Source organism: Pseudomonas sp. LBUM1659 (assembly GCF_059716045.1).
In genome coordinates this window covers 5,992,048-6,017,161 of record NZ_CP166797.1, presented here as the reverse complement: position 1 = coordinate 6,017,161, position 25,114 = coordinate 5,992,048, and the positions used below count along the sequence as shown (strand labels likewise).

Annotated in this window: 23 protein-coding genes, 1 pseudogene and 1 riboswitch; of the genes and pseudogenes, 12 read left to right on the top strand and 12 right to left on the bottom strand. The window is 57.5% G+C overall.

The annotated features are described in order from the left end of the window. Positions 1-52: 52 nt before the first annotated feature. From ACA048_RS27485 to ahcY, 3 genes are all read right to left on the bottom strand, one after another. Positions 53-880 carry a substrate-binding periplasmic protein gene (locus ACA048_RS27485; RefSeq protein ID WP_497627066.1) on the bottom strand — a complete coding sequence of 276 codons (828 nt, stop codon included), beginning with the start codon at positions 878-880 and terminating at the stop codon, positions 53-55. A 124-nt stretch (positions 881-1,004) separates the two neighbouring features. Then, on the bottom strand, positions 1,005-1,850 hold the full coding sequence (gene metF, locus ACA048_RS27480; protein ID WP_497627065.1) for a methylenetetrahydrofolate reductase [NAD(P)H]: 846 nt from the start codon (positions 1,848-1,850) through the stop codon (positions 1,005-1,007). A 168-nt stretch (positions 1,851-2,018) separates the two neighbouring features. Continuing rightward, the gene (ahcY, locus tag ACA048_RS27475) at positions 2,019-3,428 is read right to left on the bottom strand and encodes an adenosylhomocysteinase (RefSeq protein WP_497627064.1); all 1,410 of its coding nucleotides are present in this window, start codon (positions 3,426-3,428) and stop codon (positions 2,019-2,021) included. Positions 3,429-3,451: 23 nt separating this feature from the next. Then, a riboswitch (S-adenosyl-L-homocysteine riboswitch) is annotated at positions 3,452-3,554 on the bottom strand. Between the two features lie 198 nt (positions 3,555-3,752). Between ahcY and ACA048_RS27470 the strand changes: the two genes are divergently transcribed. Continuing rightward, complete coding sequence (locus ACA048_RS27470; RefSeq protein ID WP_317849413.1) at positions 3,753-4,157, top strand: acyl-CoA thioesterase; 405 nt, start codon at positions 3,753-3,755, stop codon at positions 4,155-4,157. 182 nt (positions 4,158-4,339) lie between these two features. Beyond that, positions 4,340-5,224, top strand: coding sequence for a formate/nitrite transporter family protein (locus ACA048_RS27465; RefSeq protein WP_497627063.1), 885 nt, complete (start codon positions 4,340-4,342; stop codon positions 5,222-5,224). A gap of 111 nt (positions 5,225-5,335) precedes the next feature. On the opposite strand, the gene ACA048_RS27460 is transcribed toward ACA048_RS27465, so the two are convergent. Further along, a complete protein-coding gene (locus ACA048_RS27460) occupies positions 5,336-6,508 on the bottom strand; it encodes an MFS transporter (RefSeq protein ID WP_497627062.1) in 1,173 nt (390 codons plus the stop codon). A 217-nt stretch (positions 6,509-6,725) separates the two neighbouring features. Between ACA048_RS27460 and ACA048_RS27455 the strand changes: the two genes are divergently transcribed. Together ACA048_RS27455 and ACA048_RS27450 are read left to right on the top strand one after the other, a co-directional pair. Continuing rightward, positions 6,726-7,559: an EamA family transporter gene (locus ACA048_RS27455; protein WP_497627061.1), complete on the top strand. Its 834-nt coding sequence runs from the start codon at positions 6,726-6,728 to the stop codon at positions 7,557-7,559. Positions 7,560-7,598: 39 nt separating this feature from the next. Beyond that, entirely contained in the window at positions 7,599-7,982 is a 384-nt protein-coding gene (locus ACA048_RS27450; protein ID WP_497627060.1) for an MAPEG family protein, read from the top strand. Positions 7,983-8,116: 134 nt separating this feature from the next. Here ACA048_RS27450 and mltA read toward each other — a convergent pair whose 3' ends face one another. After that, complete coding sequence (mltA, locus tag ACA048_RS27445; protein ID WP_497627059.1) at positions 8,117-9,301, bottom strand: murein transglycosylase A; 1,185 nt, start codon at positions 9,299-9,301, stop codon at positions 8,117-8,119. Positions 9,302-9,429: 128 nt separating this feature from the next. On the opposite strand from mltA, the gene ACA048_RS27440 reads away from it, so the two are divergent. Next, a complete protein-coding gene (locus ACA048_RS27440) occupies positions 9,430-9,879 on the top strand; it encodes a c-type cytochrome (protein WP_497627058.1) in 450 nt (149 codons plus the stop codon). A 149-nt stretch (positions 9,880-10,028) separates the two neighbouring features. On the opposite strand, the gene ACA048_RS27435 is transcribed toward ACA048_RS27440, so the two are convergent. From ACA048_RS27435 to ACA048_RS27420, 4 genes are all read right to left on the bottom strand, one after another. After that, a complete protein-coding gene (locus ACA048_RS27435) occupies positions 10,029-10,424 on the bottom strand; it encodes a DUF1090 domain-containing protein (RefSeq protein ID WP_497627057.1) in 396 nt (131 codons plus the stop codon). A gap of 98 nt (positions 10,425-10,522) precedes the next feature. After that, positions 10,523-12,196 (bottom strand): NAD-dependent DNA ligase LigB, encoded by a 1,674-nt coding sequence (gene ligB / locus ACA048_RS27430; RefSeq protein ID WP_497627056.1) that lies wholly within the window; start codon positions 12,194-12,196, stop codon positions 10,523-10,525. A 257-nt stretch (positions 12,197-12,453) separates the two neighbouring features. Further along, complete coding sequence (metK, locus tag ACA048_RS27425) at positions 12,454-13,644, bottom strand: methionine adenosyltransferase (RefSeq protein ID WP_497627055.1); 1,191 nt, start codon at positions 13,642-13,644, stop codon at positions 12,454-12,456. Between the two features lie 18 nt (positions 13,645-13,662). Then, positions 13,663-14,658 carry an ArsR/SmtB family transcription factor gene (locus ACA048_RS27420; protein WP_497627054.1) on the bottom strand — a complete coding sequence of 332 codons (996 nt, stop codon included), beginning with the start codon at positions 14,656-14,658 and terminating at the stop codon, positions 13,663-13,665. A 273-nt stretch (positions 14,659-14,931) separates the two neighbouring features. On the opposite strand from ACA048_RS27420, the gene tkt reads away from it, so the two are divergent. The 6 genes from tkt (at position 14,932) to fba (ending at position 21,298) form a co-directional block, all read left to right on the top strand. Further along, a complete protein-coding gene (gene tkt / locus ACA048_RS27415) occupies positions 14,932-16,929 on the top strand; it encodes a transketolase (RefSeq protein ID WP_497627053.1) in 1,998 nt (665 codons plus the stop codon). Between the two features lie 178 nt (positions 16,930-17,107). Further along, positions 17,108-18,169, top strand: a complete 1,062-nt coding sequence (epd, locus tag ACA048_RS27410; protein WP_497627052.1) for an erythrose-4-phosphate dehydrogenase — start codon at positions 17,108-17,110, stop codon at positions 18,167-18,169. A gap of 17 nt (positions 18,170-18,186) precedes the next feature. Beyond that, on the top strand, positions 18,187-19,350 hold the full coding sequence (locus ACA048_RS27405; RefSeq protein WP_497627051.1) for a phosphoglycerate kinase: 1,164 nt from the start codon (positions 18,187-18,189) through the stop codon (positions 19,348-19,350). Between the two features lie 34 nt (positions 19,351-19,384). Then, a complete protein-coding gene (locus ACA048_RS27400) occupies positions 19,385-19,606 on the top strand; it encodes a hypothetical protein (RefSeq protein WP_497627050.1) in 222 nt (73 codons plus the stop codon). A 56-nt stretch (positions 19,607-19,662) separates the two neighbouring features. Then, the gene (locus tag ACA048_RS27395) at positions 19,663-19,995 is read left to right on the top strand and encodes an MliC family protein (RefSeq protein WP_059182035.1); all 333 of its coding nucleotides are present in this window, start codon (positions 19,663-19,665) and stop codon (positions 19,993-19,995) included. A 238-nt stretch (positions 19,996-20,233) separates the two neighbouring features. After that, positions 20,234-21,298: a class II fructose-bisphosphate aldolase gene (fba, locus tag ACA048_RS27390; protein WP_497627049.1), complete on the top strand. Its 1,065-nt coding sequence runs from the start codon at positions 20,234-20,236 to the stop codon at positions 21,296-21,298. 741 nt (positions 21,299-22,039) lie between these two features. Here fba and ACA048_RS27385 read toward each other — a convergent pair. Continuing rightward, complete coding sequence (locus ACA048_RS27385; protein ID WP_497627048.1) at positions 22,040-22,738, bottom strand: transposase; 699 nt, start codon at positions 22,736-22,738, stop codon at positions 22,040-22,042. A gap of 279 nt (positions 22,739-23,017) precedes the next feature. Here ACA048_RS27385 and ACA048_RS27380 point away from each other — a divergent pair, with 279 nt between their 5' ends. Further along, positions 23,018-23,263, top strand: a complete 246-nt coding sequence (locus ACA048_RS27380) for a hypothetical protein (RefSeq protein ID WP_497627047.1) — start codon at positions 23,018-23,020, stop codon at positions 23,261-23,263. Between the two features lie 60 nt (positions 23,264-23,323). Here the strand turns inward: ACA048_RS27380 and ACA048_RS27375 are convergent. Beyond that, a pseudogene (locus ACA048_RS27375) lies at positions 23,324-23,616 on the bottom strand (fructose-bisphosphate aldolase). Positions 23,617-24,153: 537 nt separating this feature from the next. Next, entirely contained in the window at positions 24,154-24,822 is a 669-nt protein-coding gene (locus ACA048_RS27370; RefSeq protein ID WP_497627046.1) for a polysaccharide lyase family 7 protein, read from the bottom strand. Positions 24,823-25,114 lie beyond the last annotated feature (292 nt).

Genomic DNA, 25,114 nt, shown 5'->3' with positions numbered 1-25,114 from the left:
TCCGAGCGTCCGGGCGTGAGCCTGGCGGGAAGGCCGGAGTATAACAGAGCAATCACTGCGCGCCGCTTTCCTGCTGCTCAACGGTTTTTACGGTGGCGGTGGTGGCGGTGGCGGCTTTCACATCGGCACTCACATCGGCACTGGGATCGGCACCGTAACGGGTGCTCAACTCCGCGTAGGCGGGTTCGCGCTTGAAACGCTTGAGCTCGGCGCCGAAACGCTGCACCAGCAAATCCATACCGGCATTTTTACGTACCGCCAGAAACTGACTCTGGTGGCTGATGACGGTCGGGTTTTCAGTGATCCTGTCGCGGATACCCAATTCATCGAGCAGGTGCTGGCCGACCCGGCGATCAGTGATCAACAGGTCGATCCGCCCACGCACTAGCTTGCCAAAGTTGGCTTCATGGGTCGGCGCCGGTTCACGGGTGAATAGCGGCGATTCGCTGAAGTCCTTGCTGTAGAGATAGCCCGGCGAGGTGCCGATGGTCAGGCCTTTCAGGTCGTTCAGGGTGCGAAACGGATAAGGCCGGTCGTTGGCATAGAACATCACGAACTCGACATCCGAGAGCGGTTCAACGGGATAGAGCAGGGTCGCGTCACGCTCATCGCTGTGGAAAATGTCCAGCACGCCATCGGCCTGACCGGATTCGAGCATCGACAGGCAGCGTTTCCACGGCAGGAACTGCCACTCCACTTCGATCCCCAGGCGTTTGAAGACGATGGCCGTGGTTTCGTAATCCAGCCCCAGGGCATTGCCATTTTCCTCGTAGACGTAAGGCGCCCACGGCTCAGTGACAATGCGCAGCTTCTCGCCCCGGGCTGCGAAGCTCAGGCAAGTAAAAAGCAGCACTGTCAGACATTGCGAAATCAGAGGCATGGCTTGAGATTACGACGAGAAATCATAAAGAGCCAGAAACTGGATCCAGAAGCTCTGGCACAAGACATATTCCATAAAAAAGGCCCTGGATTTCGCCAGAGCCTTTTCATGGTTTTGCACTGTTTCAGCGCGGCAACTTCAGGTTGTTCCACACCGCCAGGCTCGCTTCAGCCTGATTCAGTGTGTAGAAGTGCAGCCCCGGTGCGCCACCTTGTAACAGGCGTTCGCACATTTCGGTGATGACTTGCTCACCAAAGCCTTGAATGCTCTGGGTGTCGTCGCCGTAGGCTTCCAGCTGTTTGCGGATCCAGCGCGGGATTTCCGCGCCGCAGGCGTCAGAGAAGCGCGCCAGTTTGCTGTAGTTGGTGATCGGCATGATCCCCGGCACGATCGGGATATTCACGCCCAATGCCCGTACACGCTCAACGAAGTAGAAGTAGCTGTCAGCGTTGAAGAAGTACTGAGTGATCGCACTGTCGGCGCCAGCTTTAGCCTTGCGCACGAAATTGGCGATATCGTCTTCGTAATTGCGCGCTTGCGGATGCATTTCCGGGTAAGCGGCGACTTCGATGTGGAAATGATCGCCGGTCTCTTCACGAATGAATTCGACCAGGTCGTTGGCATGGCGCATTTCACCGCTGGCCATGCCCATGCCCGAAGGCAGGTCACCGCGCAGGGCAACGATACGCTTGATGCCGGCAGCTTTGTACTGGGCCAGCAGGCCGCGCAAGTCGTCCTTGCTGTCGCCCACGCAAGACAGATGCGGTGCGGCAGGGATTTTCACTTCGCTTTCGAGCTGTAACACGGTGTTGAGGGTGCGATCACGGGTCGAACCGCCAGCGCCATAGGTGCAGGAGAAGAAATCGGGGTTATACGTGGCCAACTGACGGGCAGTGGCGAGCAGCTTTTCATGCCCAGCGTCGGTCTTCGTAGGGAAGAACTCGAAGCTGTAGCGACGGTCTTGGGACATGGTCATATCCTTGGAAACGCGAGAGCCAACGGTGTGTCCGTTATGACGCCTTCGCTGGCAAGCCAGCTCCTACAGGGATTGCGTCGTACGCGTTTCCTTTGTAAGAGCCGGCTTGCTGGCGAATCAGGCGATGCGGTGTATCAGAACACCGCGTCGCCGGTCAGTGAATCAGTAGCGGTAAGCGTGCGGCTTGAACGGACCTTCGACGGTCACGCCGATGTAGTCGGCCTGGGTCTTGGTCAGTTGGGTCACAACGCCGCCGAAACCGCGGACCATTTCCAGGGCCACTTCTTCGTCGAGTTTCTTCGGCAGTACTTCAACGGTCAGGCGCTCGGCTTTCTGGGCTGGCGACAGGTCGGCGTACTTCTGACCGAACAGGAAGATCTGCGCCAGCACCTGGTTGGCGAACGAACCGTCCATGATGCGGCTTGGGTGACCGGTAGCGTTACCCAGGTTAACCAGACGGCCTTCGGCCAGCAGGATCAGGTAGTCGTCGTTCTGAGCGTCGAAAGCGCCCGGACCGGTACGGTGGATTTTGTGAACCTGTGGCTTCACTTCTTCCCACGCCCAGTTTTTACGCATGAAAGCGGTGTCGATTTCGTTGTCGAAGTGGCCGATGTTGCAGACAACAGCGCGCTTCTTCAGGGCTTTGAGCATGTTCGAGTCGCAAACATTGACGTTGCCGGTGGTGGTCACGATCAGGTCGATCTTGCCCAGCAGTGCTTTGTCGATGCTGGCTTCGGTGCCGTCGTTGATGCCGTCGATGAACGGCGAAACCAGCTCGTAGCCGTCCATGCAGGCTTGCATGGCGCAGATCGGGTCAACTTCGGAGACTTTAACGATCATGCCTTCCTGACGCAGGGACTGAGCGGAGCCCTTGCCCACGTCACCGTAACCGATGACCAGCGCTTGCTTGCCGGACAGCAGGTGGTCGGTGCCGCGCTTGATCGCGTCGTTCAGGCTGTGACGGCAGCCGTACTTGTTGTCGTTCTTGCTCTTGGTCACCGAGTCGTTGACGTTGATGGCCGGGATTTTCAGCTCGCCCTTGGCCAGCATGTCCAGCAGGCGGTGAACGCCAGTGGTGGTTTCTTCGGTGACGCCGTGGACGCGGTCCAGGATCGCCGGGTATTTCTTGTGCAGCAGCTCGGTCAGGTCGCCGCCGTCGTCGAGGATCATGTTGGCATCCCAAGGCGCGCCATCCTTCAGGATGGTTTGCTCCAGGCACCACTCGTACTCTTCTTCAGTCTCGCCTTTCCAGGCGAAAACCGGGATGCCGGCAGCAGCGATAGCGGCAGCAGCCTGGTCTTGAGTCGAGAAAATGTTGCAGGACGACCAACGCACTTCGGCACCCAGGGCAACCAGGGTTTCGATCAGCACGGCAGTCTGAATGGTCATGTGGATGCAGCCGAGGATTTTCGCGCCTTTGAGCGGCTGCTCACCGGCGTATTTGCGGCGCAGACCCATCAGGGCAGGCATTTCGGATTCGGCGATGATGGTTTCGCGACGACCCCAGGCAGCCAGGGACATGTCGGCCACTTTGTAATCGTTAAAATCTGCAGGCGTGATAACAGCGCTCATGATGAGCCTCCATTCGTAATGTATGCGAATGGGCGCCGTTGTGCGTTTAGTGTCTGGCTGATCACAGCCAAGCAACGCCCCATCCGAGCCTGACAGGTCGAACCTGCTGCAGCGCCCCTCGGACAGGTGGCGGGAAAACGGTAGCAATAGAACGTTACCGTTTTGAAACGGTGGCGATTATAGCCGTGTGAGCGATACTTCCAAAGCGTTTCTGTCGGTCAATGTCTGAACGGTAATCGAGACCATAGTCTATGCGTAATAGAGCTCTAGCCCGGGCTCTGCCATGATGCCCCCCATCATTTCGCAAGACACTCAGGAGTGAATATGAATTTCCACACCCGCAAATGGGTAAAACCTGAAGACCTCAACCCCAACGGCACGCTGTTCGGCGGCAGCCTGTTGCGCTGGATCGATGAAGAAGCAGCGATCTATGCCATCGTCCAGCTGGGCAACCAGCGCGTCGTCACCAAGTACATTTCCGAAATCAACTTCGTCAGCGCCTCGCGCCAGGGCGACATCATCGAGCTGGGCATCACCGCCACCGAGTTCGGTCGCACCTCGATCAGCCTGACGTGTGAAGTGCGTAACAAGATCACCCGCAAAAGCATCCTCACCGTGGAAAAGATGGTGTTCGTCAACCTGGGCGAAGACGGCTTACCGGCGCCGCATGGCCGTACCGAGATCAAGTACGTCAAAGACCAGTTTCAGGATGATGTGGCCGGCTCGTAATGCGAGCCCCATAGGAGCCGAGCTTGCTCGCGATGGCGTCATTCGCATCACCGCCGAAACCGAAGTGAACCCATCGCGAGCAAGCTCGGCTCCTACAGGAGTGGTTTCGTTTATTCGAGTACTGAACAGCTCCGAGCCACGCGTGTCGTACCTACATGACACGCCACCGGTTCAGGAACGCTATGGACACCCCAAAAGACGGCAAGACCCCGAACCTCTCGGCTGAAGAACGGCACGAAGTCGACAAAAACCAGCCACCCCGTGCGGCGGTGCTGCACGAAATCATCCGCACTCAAGGCGATCAGGAACTTGAGCGCAGCGTCGCTGCCTTGTGGTGGTCGGCGCTGGCCGCCGGCCTGACCATGGGCCTGTCGCTGATGGCCATGGGTTTGCTCAACTCACGATTGCCGGACGGTGAACACTTCAAGGTGATCGCCAGTTTCGGCTACTGCGCCGGTTTTCTCGCGGTGATCCTCGCTCGTCAGCAGTTGTTCACCGAAAACACCCTGACCGCCGTGCTGCCGGTCATGACCAAGCCCACATTCAACAACTTCGGTCGGTTGCTGCGCCTGTGGACGGTGGTGCTGGTGGGCAACCTGTGCGGTACGTTGCTAGTGGCTTATGTAATGCTGAATCTGCCGATTTTCGACAGCAAAACCGACCTGGCTTTTCTCGATATCGGCCGCAAAGTCATGGAAAACCACGCCAGTCAAATGTTCGCCAAGGGCATCGTCTCAGGCTGGATGATCGCCACGATGGTGTGGATGATTCCGTCCATGGAGAGCGCAAAGATGTGGATCATCATCCTCATCACCTACCTCATGGCGCTGGGTGATTTCACCCACATCGTGGTCGGCTCCGCCGAGGTGTCTTACCTGGTGTTTGCCGGTGAATTGCCGTGGAAGGATTTCTGGCTGGTGTTCGCCGGGCCCACACTGGCGGGGAATATCATTGGTGGCAGCTTTATCTTTGCTTTGATCAGCCATGCACAGATTCGCAGCGAGAGCGGGCCGCCGAAGAAAAGCGCGGATCAGGCACCTGATCCGCGCAAGCGCGAAGAGAAGTAAAGACAGGTGCACCGCGTCAACTTCATCGCGAGCAGGCTCACTCCTACAGAGAGGGGTGCGGTCCATGTGGGAGTGAGCCTGCTCGCGATAGCGGTTTCAGCAACAAAGCAATTAATCACCGGACACATTGACCGCCGTCGCACCGCGACGTTGCAGGTAAATGAAGAACAACGCCGTCAGCACCGTCAACCCACTGACCAGCGCACCAGTCCACGGCAAGTCCGCCAAGTCCGCGCCACTGGCAACCACCAATCCGCCAATCCACGCACCCGCGGCATTACCGAGATTGAACGCGCTCTGATTCAACGTCGAGCCGAGGTTAGGTGCTTCGTGCGCCTGATCGATGATCAGCAGTTGCAGGATCGGGCACAGGGCGAAAGCAAAAATCCCCCACAGCACCAGCGTGATCGCTGCGGGAATCACCGAGTGGCTGGTCTGCGTGAACGCCGCCAGCACCACCAACACGGCCAGCGCCATGCCCACCAGCGAAGGCAGTAAACGACTGTCCGCCAGTCGACCGCCGAGCATGCTGCCCGCCGTCAAACCCACGCCAAACAGCAACAGCATGATAGTCACGCCATGCGGGCTGACGCCGGTGATGTCTTGCAGGATCGGCGCGATGTAAGTGAACACGCTGAACAGACTGGTCGACGCGAGCACGCTCATGCCCAGCGCCAACACCACATTGACCTTGCCCAGCACCTTGAACTCGCTGGCAAGATTGGCCTTGTCCATGGCGATGTGTGCCGGCAGCCAGCGCCATTGCGCGATAGCGGCAATTACACCAATCACCGAGACCGCCCAGAAGGTCGATCGCCAGCCGGCGTACTGCCCAAGCGCGGTGCCTAATGGCACGCCCAGCACATTGGCCAGCGTCAGGCCGGTGAACATCATTGCAATGGCTTGTGCCCGTTTGTTCGGTGCGACCAGCCCGGCCGCGACCACCGAACCGATACCGAAGAACGCACCATGGCACAACGCGGTGACCACACGGGCAGCCATCAAGGTGGCGTAGTTCGGCGCCAGGGCACACAAGACGTTGCCGAGGATGAACATCAGCGTCATCCCCAGCAATGTCGCCTTGCGCGGCATGTTGGCGGTGCCGACCGCAAGGATCGGCGCGCCGAACACCACCCCCAGGGCATAGCCGGTGATCAACAAGCCGGCGTTCGGGATGCTGACGGCGAGGTCGCGAGCGACGTCGGGCAGCAGGCCCATGATGACGAATTCAGTGGTGCCGATGCCGAACGCGGCAACAGCGAGGGCAAGCAAAGCGAGTGGCATGCGCAAGGTCTCTGTCGGTAGTCTTGACGCTGTGATCATGCATACGCATGCCGATGACCGTTCTCGTTGAGAGCGGGCATGGACAGAAATTATTGGAATTAGTCTGTGCGCAACTGAGTGCGGCGTGGTCGCGTGCAGTATAAACACTGCCGACATATGGCGAATCAATTATCTGGGCGCTTCCTGCAGTGAACAAAAACATAGAAAGGAGTGTGCCGTGCTTGCAACAGCACTGGTGTTAGTAGCAGCGCTGTTGCACGCAGCGTGGAATACCCTGATCAAATTCAGTGCCGAACGCTTGCTGGTGGTGGCCTGCATGGACAGCGTGGCGATGTTGTTTGTCGCCGTGATGTTGCCATTTGTGAGCGTGCCGCCGGTTGAAATCTGGCCATGGATCCTGGCGTCGGCGGCGTTCGAATTGCTCTATCGTTATCTGCTGATCCAGGCCTATCGGGTCGGTGATCTGGGGCTGGTCTATCCGCTGATGCGCGGACTGTCGCCACTGGTGGTGCTGGCCCTGACGCTGATCTTCGCCGGGGAAGTGCTGACGAATCAGCAAATTTTCGGGATCCTGCTGATTCCGTTCGGCATGCTTTGCCTGTTGTGGCAGGGTGGGGGTGGTGTCCGTTTGCCATGGTCGATGTTGCCGGTGGTGGCACTCATTGGACTGTGTATCGGTTGTTATACCTTCATCGACGGCCAGGCATTGAGGCGCTGGTCACACCCGCTGGATTATCTGGTTTGGGTCACACTGCTCAGTGCCTGGCCGTTTCCATTATTGGCGCTGGTGCGCAAACGGCCGGCGTTCATGTTGTTCTGGCGGGAGCAATGGCGGCTGGGGTTGGCGGTCGGGTTTTGCGTGTTGTTCAGCTACGCTCTGGTGCTGTGGGCGATGCAGCTGGGCTCGATTGCCGAAGCCGCGGCGCTACGTGAAATCAGCGTGATTCTGGTGGTGCTATTCGGCATGCGCTACCTGAAAGAACCGTTCGGCCGGCCACGACTTCTGGCCTGTGGGCTGGTGTTGATCGGCATGTTGGTGATGAAGTTTTAACCGAAACCCGAATATCAAAACTGAAGAAAGGACTGCTTTATGACGGTTGCCCTGTGGTGCATTTTGATCGCGATTTTCCTGCCGTATATCTGCACGGGAGTTGCCAAGGCCAGTGGTGGGTACAGGCTGAAAGACAACCATGATCCTCGGGATTTTCTCGATTCGCTGGAGGGTTTGGGCAGGCGCGCGCATGCAGCGCAACTGAACAGTTTTGAAGTGACCCCGGCATTCGCTGCGGCGGTGATCGTCGCGCACCTGGCCGGCAATGCCGACCTGGTGACGATCAATGTGCTGTCGGTGATGTTCATCACCAGCCGGTTGCTGTACATCATTTGCTATCTGGCGGACTGGGCGATTTTGCGGTCGTTGGTATGGTTTGTCGGGATGGGGTTGATTGTCAGTTTCTTTGTGGTGTCTGTCTGACATAGCTCCGGTGATTTTGCCGGCCTCATCGCGAGCAGGCTCGCTCCCACAGGGTCTGGTGGATCACTGAAGATCCATTGTAGGAGCGACGATTCGACTTGCCCGCGAAAGCTATGTATCAGTCGCTGCAAAGCTCAGGGGGTCGTCTTCACCGCATCAGCCACCTGAGGCACCTGCGGCAACGCCGCCCCTTTAGGCCACAGCATCCAGATCTGCCCTTGCTGCTTCATGTCCCCGGCCAATTGCCCGGCCGCTTCGCCTGTGCCCCAGAACAGGTCCGCACGGACCTCGCCGGCAATCGCGCCGCCGGTATCTTGAGCCGCCACCGGGCGAACCAGTGCAGTGCCGTCCGGTTTGGTGGTGGACAGCCACAACAGGCTGCCCAGCGGAATCACCTTGCGGTCTACTGCCGCGCTATACCCCGCCGTCAACGGCACATTCAGCGAGCCGCGAGGCCCTTCGTTACTGTCCGGGTTGCGGGTGAAAAACACATAGCTAGGGTTGCTGGCAAGCAGCTCGGGAATACGCGTCGGATTGGCCTTGGCCCAAGTGCTGATCGCGCCCATGGTCACGTCTTCTTTCTTCAGCTCACCTTGCTCCACCAGCCAGCGACCGATGGGCCGATACGGATGGCCGTTCTGGTCGGCGTAAGCGATGCGCAGCTGGCGACCGTCATCGAGCTGGATACGCCCCGAACCCTGGATTTGCAGGAATTGCAGGTTCATCGGATCAGTCAGCCAGGCAACCACCGGCGCCTTGACCCCTTTGGTCCCGATCGTCGCTGCATCGTCGTAAGGCTTGAGCACTCGCCCTTCAAGTCGACCGCGCAGGCGTTTGCCCTTGAGTTCCGGATAGAGGCTGTCCAGCGAGACAATGATCATGTCCTCGGGTACGCCATAGACCGGGATGTTTGCCGTCGTGGTTTGGGTCAGGCTGCCCGGGTAGACCGGTTCGTAGTAGCCGGTGATCAAACCGTTGGGGTTGTCATTGGCGGCGCGCAGGCCATAGACATCCAGATTCTGTTTCAGAAAACTGCGGATATCAGGGGCGGTTTGCGACACGTTGGCGGAAGCCGCGCAGGTCGTGCCCCAGACCGGGTCGGCCTTGAGTCGGTTGCAGGCGCTGCGCCACGAACCGAAACCGGCGACCAGGTCGTTATCGGACACCGTTGGCAGCGCTTCCCAAGTGGCGCTGGAATAGGTGGCCAGTGCGTGGGTTTTTGGCTTGTTGTTATCGCCGCCGGTGCAGCCGGCGAGTACGGCCACCATTGGAAGAGTCCACGCGAGGTGGTGACGCCATGCCTTGAAACGGCTGTTCATGGAGTAATTCCTTTGCCGGTCGCTTGAGTGCTCCATGCGCTCAAACAACCCGTATTGATAATAGGGCTATTGGTCTTTGTCGATGACACGAGGATACTGGCCGCCGTTTCCCGTGACCTGAAGCCACCATGATTTTTAAAAGACTTTCTGTTGTATTGCTGGCGTGCCTGACGTTGTCCGCTTGCGGCGGTGTCGACCCGAATTCGCCGCTGGGTCAGCGCAAGACGATTTTCAAACAGATGCTCAAAACCGGTGAAGACCTGGGCGGCATGTTGCGTGGTCGCATTGCGTTTGATGGCCCGAAATTCGTCGACGGTGCCGTGAAGCTCGATGCGCTGTCCCGTGAACCGTGGAAACATTTTCCACAGGTGCGCGAAGAAGATCACTCCAGCGCCAAGGACAATGTCTGGCAACAGCAGGCACGTTTTCAGGAAATGTCCCGCGACCTTGAAGCCGCCACCGGTGAATTGGTGATCGCCAGCCAGGTGCAGCCTTACAAGGCCAGCAATCTTGGGCCGGCGGTGCAGAAAGTTGAAGATGCCTGCAGTGCTTGCCATAAACAGTTTCGGGATCATTGATTCTCGCTTTGCTAGATGATCGTTCCCTACGCTCTGCGTGGGAATGCCTCAAGGGACGCTCTGCGTCCAGTGACGCGGAGCGTCATGGGCTGCATTCCCACGCGGAGCGTGGGAACGATCACTACAACCTCTTTCGCTTTGCGGGGGACTTACTTATCCAGCTCGTCGAGCGCATCCTGCAATTCTTTGCGGGACTCGGCGAGTTTGTCTTTGCGGTTGTTGATCTTCTCGGGGTCACCTTTCTTCATGGCTTTGTCGAGGTCGGCCTGACGCTTGCTGACTTCATGCTTGGCGTCGAGGACTTTGTTTTCTCGCTCTTTCTTCAGCGAGGCGTCGGTGCAATGAGCCGTGACTTCGCTCAGGGCGGTTTCCAGGCCAGCTTGCTGGTCGGCGTTGCCGTGTGACTTGGCCAGTTCGATCTGGTTGATGATGCCCTGTTTCTTGGCCGCGCATCCGGTCAGCTCTGGCGCTTCTTCAGCCGCCATCAGTGGAGCGGCCAACACACTGCAAAGGGTCAGCAGGGCGAGCGGTGAAAGAAATTTCATAAAAGCTCCATGTGCAAAGGCAAGCGGGTCAGTGTGGCGATGGGCGTTTGAGCACATCGGCAGCTAGGGGTTCCCGGGCTGCCGGGCATTGTCGGTCTCTAGAAACCGTCAATTCCGGCAATTCGTAATGTTTCACTCAAGGCCAGGACCTGCGGGTCGCGAAAAAAAGCGCTCAGTTGGGCCGCACGTCCCGGGCCGATCCCGGCTTCAGCCTGCCATTGTTCGGTGTTTCGATTCGCCAGTTCCTGCCATGAATTGGCAAGCTGCGCCTGCCCTGTCGGAGGTAAACCCAAGGCTTTCAACCAACGACTGAAAGGACGCTGTCGAGCGCTGTTGAAACTGTTTAAAAGACGAGCACTGCTGCGTTCGCCGAAGCCGTTAATGGTAGCAAGCTCTTGAGCGTCGAAGGTCAACCAATCCAGCAGGCCATTCAGGCGGCCTGTTTCTAAAAGTTTCTTCCAAGTACCGGGGCCGACATGAGGTAAGGCCAGCCCCTGCTTGCCACTGAGCCAGGCCAGTCGCGCAAGGAATTGGCTTTCGCACCCCGGTGTCGGCTTCCAGCAACTCAAAAGATGGAAGTCGGCTGCCAGCGGAACATTCAACTCAGGGCGTTCGGTGTTGCGAAGTACAACGCTGTCGAGCCTGGGAATGGTCAGTCCCGCGAGGCTGATGGACACCTGATCGCCGGGACGGATGTCCAGCTCCTCCCAGCGCCGTAGCGAGCTGACACTCACGCGCTTGATCTGCCGGTCATCAAGTGCCACCGGTTTCAGGTTCAGCACCGGTGTGATCCGACCGGTGCGACCGACCTTGAAGTCGATTGTTCGCACCTGAGCCAGCGCCTGAGCGAATGGGTATTTCCAGGCGACGGCCCAGTAGGGTGGTTTTGCCTGCCAGCGTTCGGTCGAGGGGCGCTGACTTTGGCGCAGGACGACACCGTCGCTGGCAAACGGCAGGGGCGAGCGATACCAGAGATCGCGCCAGCGTTGCGCATCAGTCAATGTCTGGATCGGTTGCCTGTAGGGTGCAGTGCTCGGGAAGCCCAGCTCATCCAGAGTCGCGCTACGCTCGGGCAGATTGGCCGGGCCTTGTGGCCAGTCCCAGACAAACAGCCTGATGCTGGCGGCGTGTTCAGGGGTGAGCGTCTTGCGGGCCATCAGGCCGGCCACGGTGGAGCGGGCATTGAGGCTGCCGGCCTTGGCTTGTACGTGGTCAGTCAGATGCCAATAGAGTTCGCCTTGCACCAGCAAATCGACTGATTGGGCCAGTTGCCGAGGAATGCTGGTGATCAATCGTGCCGAGGTAGTCCAGTCCTGTCCGTTCACCCCGTCGCCACGGCTGATGGCTTGGTGTAGCAGGCCATCGCGATAGATCAAAGTCACGGCCACACCATCGATCTTGGGTTGTATCCAGAGGTCCTTGCGATCGCGCAGCCAGTTTTCCACGGCCTGTTCATCACGGAGTTTGTCCAGGCCGGTGTGGGCGATGGGGTGGGCTGTCTGGCCACTGGCAGTGCGCAAGGGTTCGGGCGCACTGCCCAAGTCAAAACACTCACGCCATTCGATCAATTGCGCGCGAGACTGATCGTAGATTTCGTCGGCGACCAGTGAGCGTTCGCCCCGGTGATAGTGGTCGTCCCAAAGGTCGATTTGTTTTTGCAGGGCGGTAATTTCGTCCAGGGCGCGGGCGGGCGGCCACTCGGGGCAGTCGGCTGCGTTTGAGCTCAGGCAAAACAAGGTCAGGAGGACAGCGGACAACAGGCGTAGAAGCATCGTGAGCGTCCTTGCTCAAGTGGAGTGCTTTCAAGGTTAGCCAGCTTTCGGGCGTTGGCAGCGACGATGTTTTTCGGTGTGTTTCGAGACGCGGAGATCAAAAGTTCGCAGCCTCGTTTCAATCGACAGCTGCTACACAAATCCCTGTAGGAGCTGTCGAGTGAAACGAGGCTGCGATTTGTTGGATTTCGCGCAATAACGCAATAAAAAGCCCCGCACGGCGAACCGTGCAGGGCTTTGGGTACCGCCGGGAAATCTTACAAACCGGCAGCCAAGCGCAGGTCGTCGGCGCGGTCGGTTTTTTCCCAAGTGAACGTGGTGAATGTATCGTCGCCAACGGTCTTGGTGGCCGGGGTGCGACCGAAGTGGCCGTACGCAGCCGTTTCCTGGTACATCGGGTGCAGCAGGTTGAGCATGGTGGTGATTGCGTATGGACGCAGGTCAAAAATTTCTCGAACCAGTTTGACGATTTTGTCGTCGCTGATTTTGCCGGTGCCGAAGGTGTTCAACGAGATCGATGTAGGCTGAGCAACACCGATCGCGTAGGAAACCTGAATCTCGCAGCGCTCGGCCAGGCCGGCAGCAACGATGTTTTTGGCCACGTAACGACCGGCGTAAGCGGCCGAACGGTCAACCTTCGATGGATCTTTACCGGAGAACGCGCCGCCGCCGTGACGGGCCATGCCGCCGTAGCTGTCGACGATGATCTTGCGACCGGTCAGACCGCAGTCGCCAACCGGGCCGCCGATGATGAACTGGCCAGTCGGGTTGATGTGGAACTGGGTGTCTTTGCTCAGCAGTTCGGCAGGCAGTACGTGCTTGACGATCAGCTCCATCACGCCTTCGCGCAGGTCTTTGTACGACACGTCAGGGTTGTGCTGGGTCGACAGTACGACGGCGTCGATGCCGACAACTTTGCCGCCTTCGTAACGGCAAGTCACTTGCGACTTGGCGTCCGGGCGCAGCCAAGGCAGCAGGCCGGATTTACGGGCTTCGGCCTGGCGTTGAACCAGTTGGTGCGAGAAAGTGATCGGTGCTGGCATCAGCACGTCGGTTTCGTTGCTGGCGTAGCCGAACATCAGGCCCTGGTCGCCTGCACCCTGATCTTCAGGCTTGGCACGGTCGACACCCTGGTTGATGTCAGGGGACTGCTTGCCGATGATGTTCATCACACCGCAAGTGGCGCCGTCGAAGCCGACATCGGAGCTGTTGTAGCCGATGTCCAGAATGACGTTACGCACGATCTCTTCCAGATCGACCCAGGCCGACGTGGTCACTTCACCGGCGATGATTGCAACGCCAGTCTTTACCAGCGTCTCGCACGCCACACGGGCGAACTTGTCTTCAGCAATGATGGCGTCCAGCACCGCATCGGAAATCTGGTCGGCGATTTTGTCCGGATGTCCTTCAGACACGGACTCGGAGGTGAAGAGGGAGTATTCGCTCATCTCGATGTTTTCCTGAATTTACCGATGGTGAGTGTCGCCAGTCGGTCGCTGAAAGTGGCGGACCTGGATCTGGAAACCATTGCGTAAGCCTACATAGAGACTTTCCCCGGGAACGAGTCCCGCAGCGGTGGCCCAACGGGCCAAATCGTCCTGTTCAAACCCCAACCAGAGATCACCGCAGGCCTCCCTGGCCCAACTCTGGTTGTGGCTACATAACTCTGTTACGAGCAGGCTACCGCCCGGTTGCAGCAAGTCGGCCATGTGTTTGAGTGCTTCGGCCGGCGCGGCGAAATGGTGCAGCACCATGTTCAGTACAACGCAATCGGCTTGAAGGCTTACACCGTCCAATGCATCGGCCAATTGCAGGCTGACGTTAGCCAGCTTTTCACGTTCACAGACCTGGCGGGTCAGTTCGAGCATCGCCGGGCTGTTGTCCAGCGCAGTGACTTCAGTGAAACGGCGCGCCAGTTCCGGCAGAAACTCGCCATCACCGGGGCCGACTTCAATGGCCGTGGCGCCTGTGCTGAAACTCAACTTGTCGAGCAAGGCCACCACGCTTTCACGGTATTGGGGCAGGCCGGCGATCAAGTCTTGCTGGGCGCGAAATTTCTCCGCAACCCGTGAGAAAAAGTCCTGGCTGGCCGCTGCTCGTTGCCCATGCACCTGGCCGATCCGCGATTGCACATCGGCCGGCAGGGTCAGGTTGTCCACTTCTTCCAGCAGCGCGGCGTGCAGCTTGCCACCCAGCAGGTCGGTATGGGGCAGGGCGCGACGGTAGAAAATCGCGTTACCTTCACGGCGGGTCGCCACCAGGCCGGCCTGGGCCAATACCTTGAGGTGATGACTCATGCCGGACTGACCGATGCCGAAGATCTGCGCCAGCTCCAGTACGCCGAACGAATCGTTGGCCAGGGCGCGCAATACATTCAGACGCAGAGGATCGCCGCCGGCCTTGCAGAGGGCCGCCAGCTCGTCGCAATTGTCATGTTGAATGGAAGGCACGGGTAAATTCATAGGGCCAGCAGTCTAGTGACGGGTAGAAATCCCTGCAAGAGCAATATCAAAAAGTTTTGATATTGCTCGATAGATGGCACTTCCGAACGTGTCGTTCACTCTACAAACGAATAGCAGAAAGGTTTCACCCGTCGAAACCACCTTAATCCATTGGAAAAACGCCTCCAGATGACTATCTGTCATTGCCCCGAGGCGGCCCGGTGAGGGAAAATGCTCGCCTTTTTTCCATTTCGTTTTATTCACTCTCGTTACAGAACCCGCAGGAGAACAGCGATGCCAAGCCGTCGTGAGCGTGCCAACGCCATTCGTGCCCTCAGTATGGATGCCGTGCAAAAAGCCAACAGCGGCCATCCCGGTGCCCCTATGGGTATGGCGGATATCGCCGAAGTACTTTGGCGTGACTACCTTAAGCACAACCCGAGCAATCCATCGTTCGCCGACCGTGACCGCTTCGTCCTGTCCAACGGCCACGGTTCGATGTTGATTTACTCGCTGCTGCACCTGACCGGCTACGACCTGTCGATCGATGACCTGAAGCAGTTCCGCCAATTGCACAGCCGCACCCCGGGTCATCCGGAACTCGGCTATACCCCGGGCGTTGAAACCACCACCGGTCCACTGGGTCAGGGCTTGGCCAACGCCGTTGGTTTTGCCCTGGCAGAAAAAGTCCTGGCGGCGCAGTTCAACCGTCCTGGCCATAATGTTGTCGATCACCACACCTACGTGTTCCTGGGTGATGGCTGCATGATGGAGGGCATTTCCCACGAAGTCGGTTCCCTGGCCGGTACCTTGGGCCTGGGCAAATTGATCGCTTTCTACGATGACAACGGCATTTCCATCGACGGCGAAGTCGAAGGCTGGTTCACCGACGACACCCCGAAGCGTTTCGAAGCCTACAACTGGCAAGTGATCCGCAACGTCGACGGTCATGACCCGGAGGAAATCAAGACCGCCATCGAAACCGCGCGTAAAAGCGATCAGCCAACCCTGATCTGCTGCAAGACCACCATTGGTTTCGGTTCGCCGAACAAGCAAGGCAAGGAAGACTGCCACGGCGCCCCATTGGGTGACGCGGAAATCGCTCTGACCCGTGCTGCCCTGAAGTGGAGCCACGGTCCGTTCGAAATCCCGGCTGACATCTACGCCGAGTGGGACGCCAAGGAAGCCGGCAAAGCGGCCGAAGCCGAGTGGGATCAGCGTTTCGCTGCTTACTCCGCTGCATTCCCTGAGCTGGCCAACGAACTGGTTCGTCGCCTGAGCGGCGAGCTGCCGGCTGATTTCGCGGAAAAAGCCTCGGCTTATATCGCTGAAGTGGCGGCCAAGGGCGAAACCATCGCCAGCCGTAAAGCCAGCCAGAACGCTCTGAATGCCTACGGCCCGCTGTTGCCTGAACTGCTGGGCGGCTCCGCTGACCTGGCCGGTTCCAACCTGACCCTGTGGAAAGGTTGCAAAGGTGTTTCGGCTGAAGATGCCAGCGGCAACTACATGTACTACGGCGTTCGCGAGTTCGGCATGAGCGCGATCATGAACGGCGTGGCCCTGCACGGCGGTCTGGTGCCTTACGGCGCAACGTTCCTGATGTTCATGGAATATGCGCGCAACGCGGTACGCATGGCGTCGCTGATGAAGAAACGCGTGGTGTTCGTCTACACCCACGACTCCATCGGCCTGGGCGAAGACGGCCCGACTCACCAGCCAATCGAGCAACTGACCAGCCTGCGCAGCACGCCGAACCTCGACACCTGGCGCCCAGCCGATGCCGTTGAATCGGCCGTGTGCTGGAAGGCGGCTCTGGAACGCAAGGACGGCCCTTCGGCGCTGATCTTCTCGCGTCAGAACCTGCAGCACCAGGATCGCAACGCGCTGCAAATCGCCGACATCGCCCGTGGCGGTTATGTGTTGAAGGACTGTGACGGCGAGCCTGAGCTGATTCTGATCTCCACCGGTTCCGAAGTGGGCCTGGCGGTTCAGGCTTACGACAAGCTGACCGAGCAAGGTCGCAACGTGCGTGTTGTTTCGATGCCTTGCACCAGCGTGTTCGATGCTCAGGACGCCGGCTACAAGCAAGCGGTTCTGCCGTTGCAGGTCAGCGCCCGTATCGCCATCGAAGCCGCTCACGCGGACTACTGGTACAAGTACGTGGGCCTGGAAGGCCGCGTGATTGGCATGACCACCTACGGCGAGTCGGCGCCTGCGCCAGCCTTGTTCGAAGAGTTCGGTTTCACCCTGGAAAATATCCTGGGTCAGGCTGAAGAGCTGTTGGAAGACTAAGCACAGCGCGGTGGTTTCATGACCACCGCAATCCCTTGTAGGAGCTGGCTTGCCAGCGAAGGCGTCCTTTCATTCGACAGCAATGTTGAATCTGATGGCCCTTTCGCTGGCAAGACAGCTCCTACAAGGGTTGCGTTGCACACAAGAGTTTCGTCTGACTGCGTCTATCGAGAACCCCATGCCTCAACCGCGTCCTTACAAAGTTGCACTCAACGGCTACGGCCGGATTGGTCGTTGCGTCTTGCGTGCATTGTTTGAGCGAGGCGAGAAGGCCGGGTTTGAAATTGTCGCGATCAACGATCTGGCTGACATGGCCAGTATCGAATACCTGACACGCTTCGACTCCACGCACGGGCGTTTTCCCGGTGAAGTGAGGGTTGAGGGCGATTGTCTGCATATTAATGGCGACTGCGTGAAAGTCCTGCGCAGTGCCACCCCCGAAGGCATCGATTGGGCGTCGCTGGGCGTCGATCTGGTGCTGGAGTGCTCCGGCGCTTATCACACACGTGCCGATGGCCAGCGCTTCCTCGACGCCGGCGCGCCGCGTGTGTTGTTTTCCCAGCCGATGGCCAGCGAGGCTGATGTCGACGCCACCATCGTCTACGGCGTGAACCAGGATTGCCTGACCGGCGATGAACTGCTGGTGTCCAACGCGTCCTGCACCACCAACTGCGGCGTGCCGCTGTTGCGCCTGCTGGATCAGGCGATCGGTCTGGAATACGTGTCGATCACCACCATTCACTCGGCGATGAACGATCAGCCGGTGATCGACGCTTATCACCACGAAGACCTGCGCCGCACCCGTTCGGCGTTCCAGTCGGTGATCCCGGTGTCCACTGGTCTGGCGCGTGGCATCGAACGCCTGCTGCCGGAACTTGCCGGGCGAATTCAGGCCAAAGCCGTACGCGTGCCGACGGTTAACGTGTCTTGCCTTGATATTACGATGCAGACCGTCAGCGACACCGACGCCACCGAGGTCAACAGGATTCTGCGCGAGGCCGCCAGCAGTGGCCCGCTCAAAGGCTTGCTGGCCTATACCGAGTTGCCTCATGCCAGTTGTGATTTTAACCATGACCCACATTCGGCGATCGTCGATGCCAGTCAGACTCGAGTTTCCGGCCCGCGGCTGGTGAACATTCTGGCCTGGTTCGACAACGAATGGGGTTTTGCCAACCGAATGCTGGACGTTGCAGAACACTATCTGCAAACAGCTACTCCAACAGCTTCTCCAAAACAGTAACTCAGGAATTGCGACCCATGACCGTGTTGAAGATGACCGACCTCGATCTGCAAGGTAAGCGCGTACTGATCCGCGAAGACCTCAACGTCCCAGTCAAGGACGGTGTTGTCACCAGCGATGCGCGAATCCTGGCCTCGCTGCCGACCATCAAGCTGGCCCTGGAGAAAGGCGCGGCCGTGATGGTCTGCTCGCACCTTGGCCGTCCGACCGAAGGCGAATTTTCCGCCGAGAACAGCCTCAAGCCCGTTGCTGACTACCTGAGCAAGGCTCTGGGTCGTGAAGTGCCGCTGGTCGCTGACTATCTGGGCGGCGTCGACGTCAAAGCCGGCGAGATCGTACTGTTCGAAAACGTGCGCTTTAACAAAGGCGAGAAAAAGAACGCTGACGAACTGGCCCAGCAATACGCCGCCCTGTGCGACGTGTTCGTGATGGACGCCTTCGGCACCGCTCATCGTGCCGAGGGTTCGACCCACGGCGTGGCCAAGTTCGCCAAAGTCGCTGCCGCTGGCCCGCTGCTGGCTGCTGAACTGGACGCACTGGGCAAAGCCCTCGGCGCCCCGGCTCAGCCAATGGCCGCCATCGTTGCCGGCTCCAAGGTCTCGACCAAGCTCGACGTACTGAACAGCCTTAGCCAGATCTGCAACCAGTTGATCGTCGGCGGCGGCATCGCCAACACCTTCCTGGCCGCTGCCGGTCACCCGATTGGCAAGTCCCTGTACGAACCGGACCTGCTGGACACCGCTCGCGCTATCGCCGCCAAGGTCAGCGTGCCGCTACCGGTCGACGTCGTGGTTGCCAAGGAATTCGCCGAGAGCGCCACTGCTACCGTCAAGCTGATCGCTGACGTGGCCGCCGACGACATGATCCTGGACATCGGCCCGCAGACTGCGGCGAATTTCGCCGAGCTGCTGAAGTCGTCCAAGACCATTTTGTGGAACGGTCCGGTAGGTGTGTTCGAGTTCGACCAGTTCGGTAACGGCACCAAAGTGCTGGCCCAGGCCATTGCAGAAAGCTCGGCGTTCTCCATCGCTGGCGGCGGCGACACCCTGGCGGCTATCGATAAATATGGCGTGGCCGAGCAGATCTCCTACATTTCTACCGGTGGCGGCGCGTTCCTCGAGTTCGTCGAAGGCAAGGTGCTGCCAGCCGTTGAAGTCCTGGAAAGCCGGGCCAAGGCCTGAGGCCGCCCATTTGACCAGGCAAAGGAGTGTTTACATGGTCAAGACGTTAACGCTGTTGATCGCAGCGGGCATGCTGGCGGCTTGCGGGAGTAACCCGAAAGCCATGCCGGAGCCTGCGCCGCAGACCCAGGAAAAAGGCTGCTACCAGGCCGACTGGCAAGCGGAAACCAACCCGGTGATCAACAAGCGTTCCGGGCCGGATGGCCTGGATAAATACGAGACACAGACACCCGCCAAGGAACAGGGTTGTCCTTGACGGGTCTGACTCATTACTCAGGGCTGGCGGCGTGCGCCGTCAGTCGAGGAACATGGATGAAAGGTTTTATCGCCGTTACGGCGCTGGCGTTGCTGGCCGGTTGCGCTCAGTTGAACCTGTTCCAGTCGTCTGCACCTGTGGATAACTGGACCACCTGGACCTGTGACAGTCAGGCCAAAGTACTGTGGCGCTACACCGACGACAGCCGCAAGGAAGTCGACGTGCGCCTGGGCGGGGCTGACCAGGTGTACCGCTTGAAACAGGAGCCGGGCGCCGAAGGTTCGCTGTACAGCAATGACATGCTGGCGTTTCACATAAAAGGTGAGGAAGGCCTGGTTTACTGGGTCGCCACCAATGATTTGATTGGCCGCGGTTGTAAAGCGCAGTAAGACGAAACCAACGCAAAACCTGTAGAAGCTGGCTTGCCAGCGAAGAGGCCCTTGAGGCACGTGGTGTCCCAGCGGACGCCTTCGCCGGCAAGCCGGCTCCTACAGGGGATGTGTTGGCCAGTACGCATTGACCGAATTCGCAGCCCGGACCAACCCCCGATCTGCAATAACTTGAATAGCCGCCGCCGCTACGGCAGGCTGGCACGATTAACGACCCAAACCGGGAGAGACATACACAATGGCACTTATCAGCATGCGCCAGATGCTGGACCACGCAGCCGAGTTCGGCTACGGCGTTCCAGCCTTCAACGTCAACAACCTTGAGCAGATGCGCGCCATCATGGAAGCCGCTGACAAGACTGACTCCCCGGTGATCGTCCAGGCTTCGGCCGGTGCTCGCAAATACGCCGGCGCCCCGTTCCTGCGTCACCTGATCCTCGCGGCAATCGAAGAATTCCCGCACATCCCGGTGTGCATGCACCAGGACCACGGCACCAGCCCTGACGTCTGCCAGCGTTCCATCCAACTGGGCTTCAGCTCGGTGATGATGGACGGTTCCCTGGGCGAAGACGGCAAGACCCCGACCGACTACGACTACAACGTCCGTGTTACTCAACAAACCGTGGCCCTGGCTCACGCCTGCGGCGTCTCGGTAGAAGGCGAGTTGGGCTGCCTGGGTTCGCTGGAAACCGGCATGGCCGGTGAAGAAGACGGCATCGGCGCCGAAGGCGTTCTGGATCACAGCCAAATGCTGACCGACCCGGAAGAAGCCGCTGACTTCGTCAAACGCACCCAGGTCGACGCCCTGGCCATCGCCATCGGCACCAGCCACGGCGCTTACAAGTTCACCAAGCCGCCTACTGGCGACGTACTGGCCATCGACCGCATCAAAGAAATCCACAAACGCATCCCGAACACCCACCTGGTGATGCACGGTTCGTCTTCGGTTCCGCAAGAGTGGCTGGCGATCATCAACCAGTACGGCGGCGACATCAAAGAAACCTACGGCGTGCCGGTTGAAGAAATCGTCGAAGGCATCAAGCACGGCGTACGCAAGGTCAACATTGATACGGACCTGCGTTTGGCGTCCACCGGTGCGATGCGTCGCCTGATGGCGACCAACCCGAGCGAGTTTGATCCGCGTAAGTTCTTTGGTGCGACTGTGACTGCGATGCGTGATGTTTGTATTGCACGTTATGAAGCGTTTGGTACGGCGGGTAATGCTTCGAAGATCAAGCCGATCTCGTTGGAAGGGATGTATCAGCGGTATTTGAAGGGTGAGTTGAACGCTAAGATTAACTAAATATTTTGAAGTTATATTGACATGAACAACCCGTCGTAAGACGGGTTGTTCATGGATGGTTGTTTTTCAAAATGACGAGTAAGTCTGAGTTTTTTCTTCCTTAGCTTAAGTTAATGGTAAGAGTTGGGCCCCAATCAGAGAAAGAGTTGGCTAACACGCACCTTGCTGTAATGGATAGGGTCTCAGGTCCCTGAAGTTTTAATGTTGCAGAGAAATGACCACGTTCGTCACAAAAAACACTAGCCAATTCGTATCCGTGGTTGGCAATACAGATACTTACGTTAGTGCGGGGTTCTCCCACGCCTATTACAGGCACGTTGCTATGGGGGTGTGTGCTGTGAGCTTCCGGACTTGTAAAGTAAGGGGCTTTAATAGTCTTTTATTTCCTTCCTGTGATTTTTGATTCTGGTGCTTAGTGCTGTTAGAGATGTCGCGATTTTTAGTTTGGCAACTCATGCAGAGAAGGACCAGAAAAGGGGGCGGATTTATTTATGTTCTTCTTTTATTGTGTTTCGTAGATAAGACTAGTTCTGTGAGGTTGCACGGTCACCTGTAATAAATGACAGTTCTTGATATATTTTTTCTATAGGGGGACAGATTTTTTGCGGACAAAAGTGAGGGAGAGGGGACGGGAGAGGGGACAGATCTATTTGATCCAAAAGGGGACAGATTTATTTAATGATCTATTTGATCCAAAAGGGGACAGATTTATTTAATGATCTATTTAATCCCCTAGTGCTTCTATTCGGGCTGTTTCGAAGGCCGACCTCGCGTTCGATGCGATATACGCAATCCAGTGATTTGTTCAATTTCATTTGTAAATCGAGAATCCCCCGTCAACTGACCGCGTTGGAGTGCTCCTCTGATCAGCTGTAATTCTGAGGGAGGAATCACCTGGTCCATGAAGGAGGTATAGCGAGCAAGGCGCTCGGTATGGGTTTTACCGAGTTCGTTGAAGCAAAGGTCTTCATCCAGCCAATGGTTTTCTGCAGTTTCGTTGAGACGCAGGTGCAAGCTCGACCAAGGGTAATCTTGTGCATGCTGAACCATCTGAGCGCGCACCGGGTTTAGCTCGATGTATCGGCTACATGCCAGCAGATAGGTATCAGTTTGAACCACGCTGGATTTGTATCGACTCTCCCACAACGTACCTGAGCGTCCCTCCAGCTTGTTGCGATATCGTGTCATGCGGCCCGCCAGGCTTTTCATTAATTGTCCGAGACCCGCAACGGCGTCCCCCGGCGCGAGCAATAAATGGACATGATTGGTCATCAAGCAAAAGGCATACACCTTCACGTCGAAAGTGTTTTTGAGCTCTCGAAGATCCTCCAGGTAGCGCTTGTAGTCACTCGGTTCGGCGAATACAACCTGCTTGTTGTGGCCTCGTTGCACGACGTGATGCGGATAATTGGGTAAAACAATACGTGCCATTCTGGGCATATAGCCTCCTACGTCCTTGTAGTGATTGGGGAAGCGTAGCATCAAATAGATGTGATCCAGTCTGAAGAGTCATTCGCGGTGTTTTTTCTTGTTTGGATTGCTCCTGTATCGCCAAAAGGTATTAAAAACTGTCATTTCTCTCAGGTGATTTAAAGTTTGGCTCTGTCTATGGTTAGTGTGTAGCTGCAGGAGGTGAGGAGATTAAATAGATCTGTCCCCTTTCCCTTCACCTTTTGGGATGTCCCCATTTTTTATTATTTATTTACGGAGAGTATATCCATGGAAAATAGCAAATTCGGAGGCGGTAATATTCAGCTTTCTATTCCGATGCGATTAGAGTCGCTGAGTAGTAAGCAGCGAATTGATGTGACGCTGGGTAGCGGCGAGGTCGTACAAGGTCTTTTTGATTCCTGCACTGATGGCATACTGGCGTTAACTTTGGTTGGTTCTGGTGAAAAAACAACGATCAAAGTCGGCGATATCACAAAGCTAGATATCCCACAGCTTATTCCAAAGGCAAGATGAAAGTCGGATGCTCCCAATAAAAACCCGCATTACTGCGGGTTTTTATTAGCTGTAAATAGGCTACTGCGCTTTCGGTTGATCAAAGCCGCGCTGTTCAATCACTCGAAACACATCGTTTGCATCCTGGATCAGGATCCGGGCGATGTTGGTAACGGTGTTGATGTCGTTCTCGGCGTAGTCGGGCAGGCTGGTGCAGGCCATCAGGTTCAGGTATTTGAGGACGGCATTGAGGCGTTCGCTGACGCAGTTATGGAGTTCGCGTAGCGGGGCGTCATTGTCGATGAGAAGGACGGATAGTCGGTGGCCAACTGGGACATTGGGGTGAAGCGGCGGGGCGGATTGTTCATTGTCATAAGTAAATCTTCCTCGTATCTGAAAGAAGAACTACTACCGTTCGCTGCGAAACGAATGGGGTGGTAGCTATGTGCGGGTTCGCAGACCAGGGATACGAGGAACCCGGCAGACCCGAAGGTCTCCCACACACAGCCACCATAAAAAGGAGGACGAGTGCTGAGGCGCCCATCTTTCTCGAGGCGCTAGGTTACTACACGTATCGCTAGGGCTGCGAAACCCTATCGCCAACGATGTCGGCGACAGGCCAACTTTAGGCAGCGATTCGGGTAGCCGCAACCGGGCTGTAGGACGTGTATGCGGACATTGTGACGAGGAAGCTTGCTCCCGTTCGGCGGCGCAGGCGCCGTAAATCGGGGGTGTGGTGTGTCTGTGGAAATCAGGTGGCAGGATTTGGGGCTACTTCGTAGCCCAGCGGGAGCAAGCTCCCTCGCCACGGTCGGAGGAGTCCTACGAGTTTTTCGGACGCTCAGATGTTTTTTTGTAGCAGCTGTCGAGCTCGCGGGCTCGGCAGCTGCTACATGGATCGGGATGGTGGGCTATTTGTCGTGATCAATATCCAGCTTACTAAACGTCACTTTCCCACCCTCGCTGGTGTACCCAGTGTTGTCTTGCACATAAACCCCAGCCTTGAAGTACAGCGGTTTATCACGCCAGGTGGCGCTGATGTTGGTGTCCCACTGATAACCCGCGGCACTGATGCCCAACGCACCACCCGGGCTCAGGTGAATCAGATAGGAAAACTCCTGATCCAGTTTCACGCCCGTCGCAATGGTGATTACCCGGCCTTCATCATCATCCGGATGCATGCGCACTTTGGCGACGATGTTGCCGGTAGAGGTCTTGGTCTTGTACTGGTATTCAACCTTGACCAACGGTTTCTGGCTTTCATAGGCATGGATCTGGCCAATGACGATCTTGCCCGAGCTGGGCACCTGATTCACCGCCAGCGTCGCGCGAAGGGAGTTGTCGGCGTCCGGGTAGTACCAGTTTTTCAGGGTGCCGTTGCTGTAGGTTTCGCGCAGTTCGGTGCGAGGGTAGATGGCATTTGCGGTGCGCGAACCCGTTACCGGGGCCCAGAAGAACAAGGTGCCAGTGTCGGAATGGAAGTATTGGTCCTTGAAGCCGTCCACCAGTTTGGCGGTTTCAACGGTGTACGGCGGATTGCCCACAGGAACGCTGAGGTTCCAGGTTGCGAGATCGATCATAGACAAAGCTTCCACAAAGTTTTTACTGCACGCACGTACCAGAAGCTCTAGCACGCGCCTTGGAGGGCGGTCTTTATAAGCGTAGAAGGCCACTTTGTTAAAGTCGGAATGGCAAATGATTGGCGTCAACATCCTGTCGAAATGCCATCTCGCCCGGTTTTCGGGGCTTGCAGGCCCGACCGTTAGTCGGCAAATGAACGCATTGGTTAAATGATGGCGCTCTGATGGCTTCTGCTTTTGCGGATCCCGGTCTAGAGTCAAGACACAGTATTTGTCCGGTTTTCATGAGAAA

Coding starts and splice junctions, on each gene's coding strand:
- ACA048_RS27485 (WP_497627066.1), bottom strand. CDS start 880: ATGCCTCTGATTTCGCAATGTCTGACAGTGCTGCTTTTTACTTGCCTG.
- metF (WP_497627065.1), bottom strand. CDS start 1,850: ATGTCCCAAGACCGTCGCTACAGCTTCGAGTTCTTCCCTACGAAGACC.
- ahcY (WP_497627064.1), bottom strand. CDS start 3,428: ATGAGCGCTGTTATCACGCCTGCAGATTTTAACGATTACAAAGTGGCC.
- ACA048_RS27470 (WP_317849413.1), top strand. CDS start 3,753: ATGAATTTCCACACCCGCAAATGGGTAAAACCTGAAGACCTCAACCCC.
- ACA048_RS27465 (WP_497627063.1), top strand. CDS start 4,340: ATGGACACCCCAAAAGACGGCAAGACCCCGAACCTCTCGGCTGAAGAA.
- ACA048_RS27460 (WP_497627062.1), bottom strand. CDS start 6,508: ATGCCACTCGCTTTGCTTGCCCTCGCTGTTGCCGCGTTCGGCATCGGC.
- ACA048_RS27450 (WP_497627060.1), top strand. CDS start 7,599: ATGACGGTTGCCCTGTGGTGCATTTTGATCGCGATTTTCCTGCCGTAT.
- mltA (WP_497627059.1), bottom strand. CDS start 9,301: ATGAACAGCCGTTTCAAGGCATGGCGTCACCACCTCGCGTGGACTCTT.
- ACA048_RS27440 (WP_497627058.1), top strand. CDS start 9,430: ATGATTTTTAAAAGACTTTCTGTTGTATTGCTGGCGTGCCTGACGTTG.
- ACA048_RS27435 (WP_497627057.1), bottom strand. CDS start 10,424: ATGAAATTTCTTTCACCGCTCGCCCTGCTGACCCTTTGCAGTGTGTTG.
- ligB (WP_497627056.1), bottom strand. CDS start 12,196: ATGCTTCTACGCCTGTTGTCCGCTGTCCTCCTGACCTTGTTTTGCCTG.
- metK (WP_497627055.1), bottom strand. CDS start 13,644: ATGAGCGAATACTCCCTCTTCACCTCCGAGTCCGTGTCTGAAGGACAT.
- ACA048_RS27420 (WP_497627054.1), bottom strand. CDS start 14,658: ATGAATTTACCCGTGCCTTCCATTCAACATGACAATTGCGACGAGCTG.
- tkt (WP_497627053.1), top strand. CDS start 14,932: ATGCCAAGCCGTCGTGAGCGTGCCAACGCCATTCGTGCCCTCAGTATG.
- epd (WP_497627052.1), top strand. CDS start 17,108: ATGCCTCAACCGCGTCCTTACAAAGTTGCACTCAACGGCTACGGCCGG.
- ACA048_RS27405 (WP_497627051.1), top strand. CDS start 18,187: ATGACCGTGTTGAAGATGACCGACCTCGATCTGCAAGGTAAGCGCGTA.
- ACA048_RS27400 (WP_497627050.1), top strand. CDS start 19,385: ATGGTCAAGACGTTAACGCTGTTGATCGCAGCGGGCATGCTGGCGGCT.
- ACA048_RS27395 (WP_059182035.1), top strand. CDS start 19,663: ATGAAAGGTTTTATCGCCGTTACGGCGCTGGCGTTGCTGGCCGGTTGC.
- fba (WP_497627049.1), top strand. CDS start 20,234: ATGGCACTTATCAGCATGCGCCAGATGCTGGACCACGCAGCCGAGTTC.
- ACA048_RS27385 (WP_497627048.1), bottom strand. CDS start 22,738: ATGCCCAGAATGGCACGTATTGTTTTACCCAATTATCCGCATCACGTC.
- ACA048_RS27380 (WP_497627047.1), top strand. CDS start 23,018: ATGGAAAATAGCAAATTCGGAGGCGGTAATATTCAGCTTTCTATTCCG.
- ACA048_RS27370 (WP_497627046.1), bottom strand. CDS start 24,822: ATGATCGATCTCGCAACCTGGAACCTCAGCGTTCCTGTGGGCAATCCG.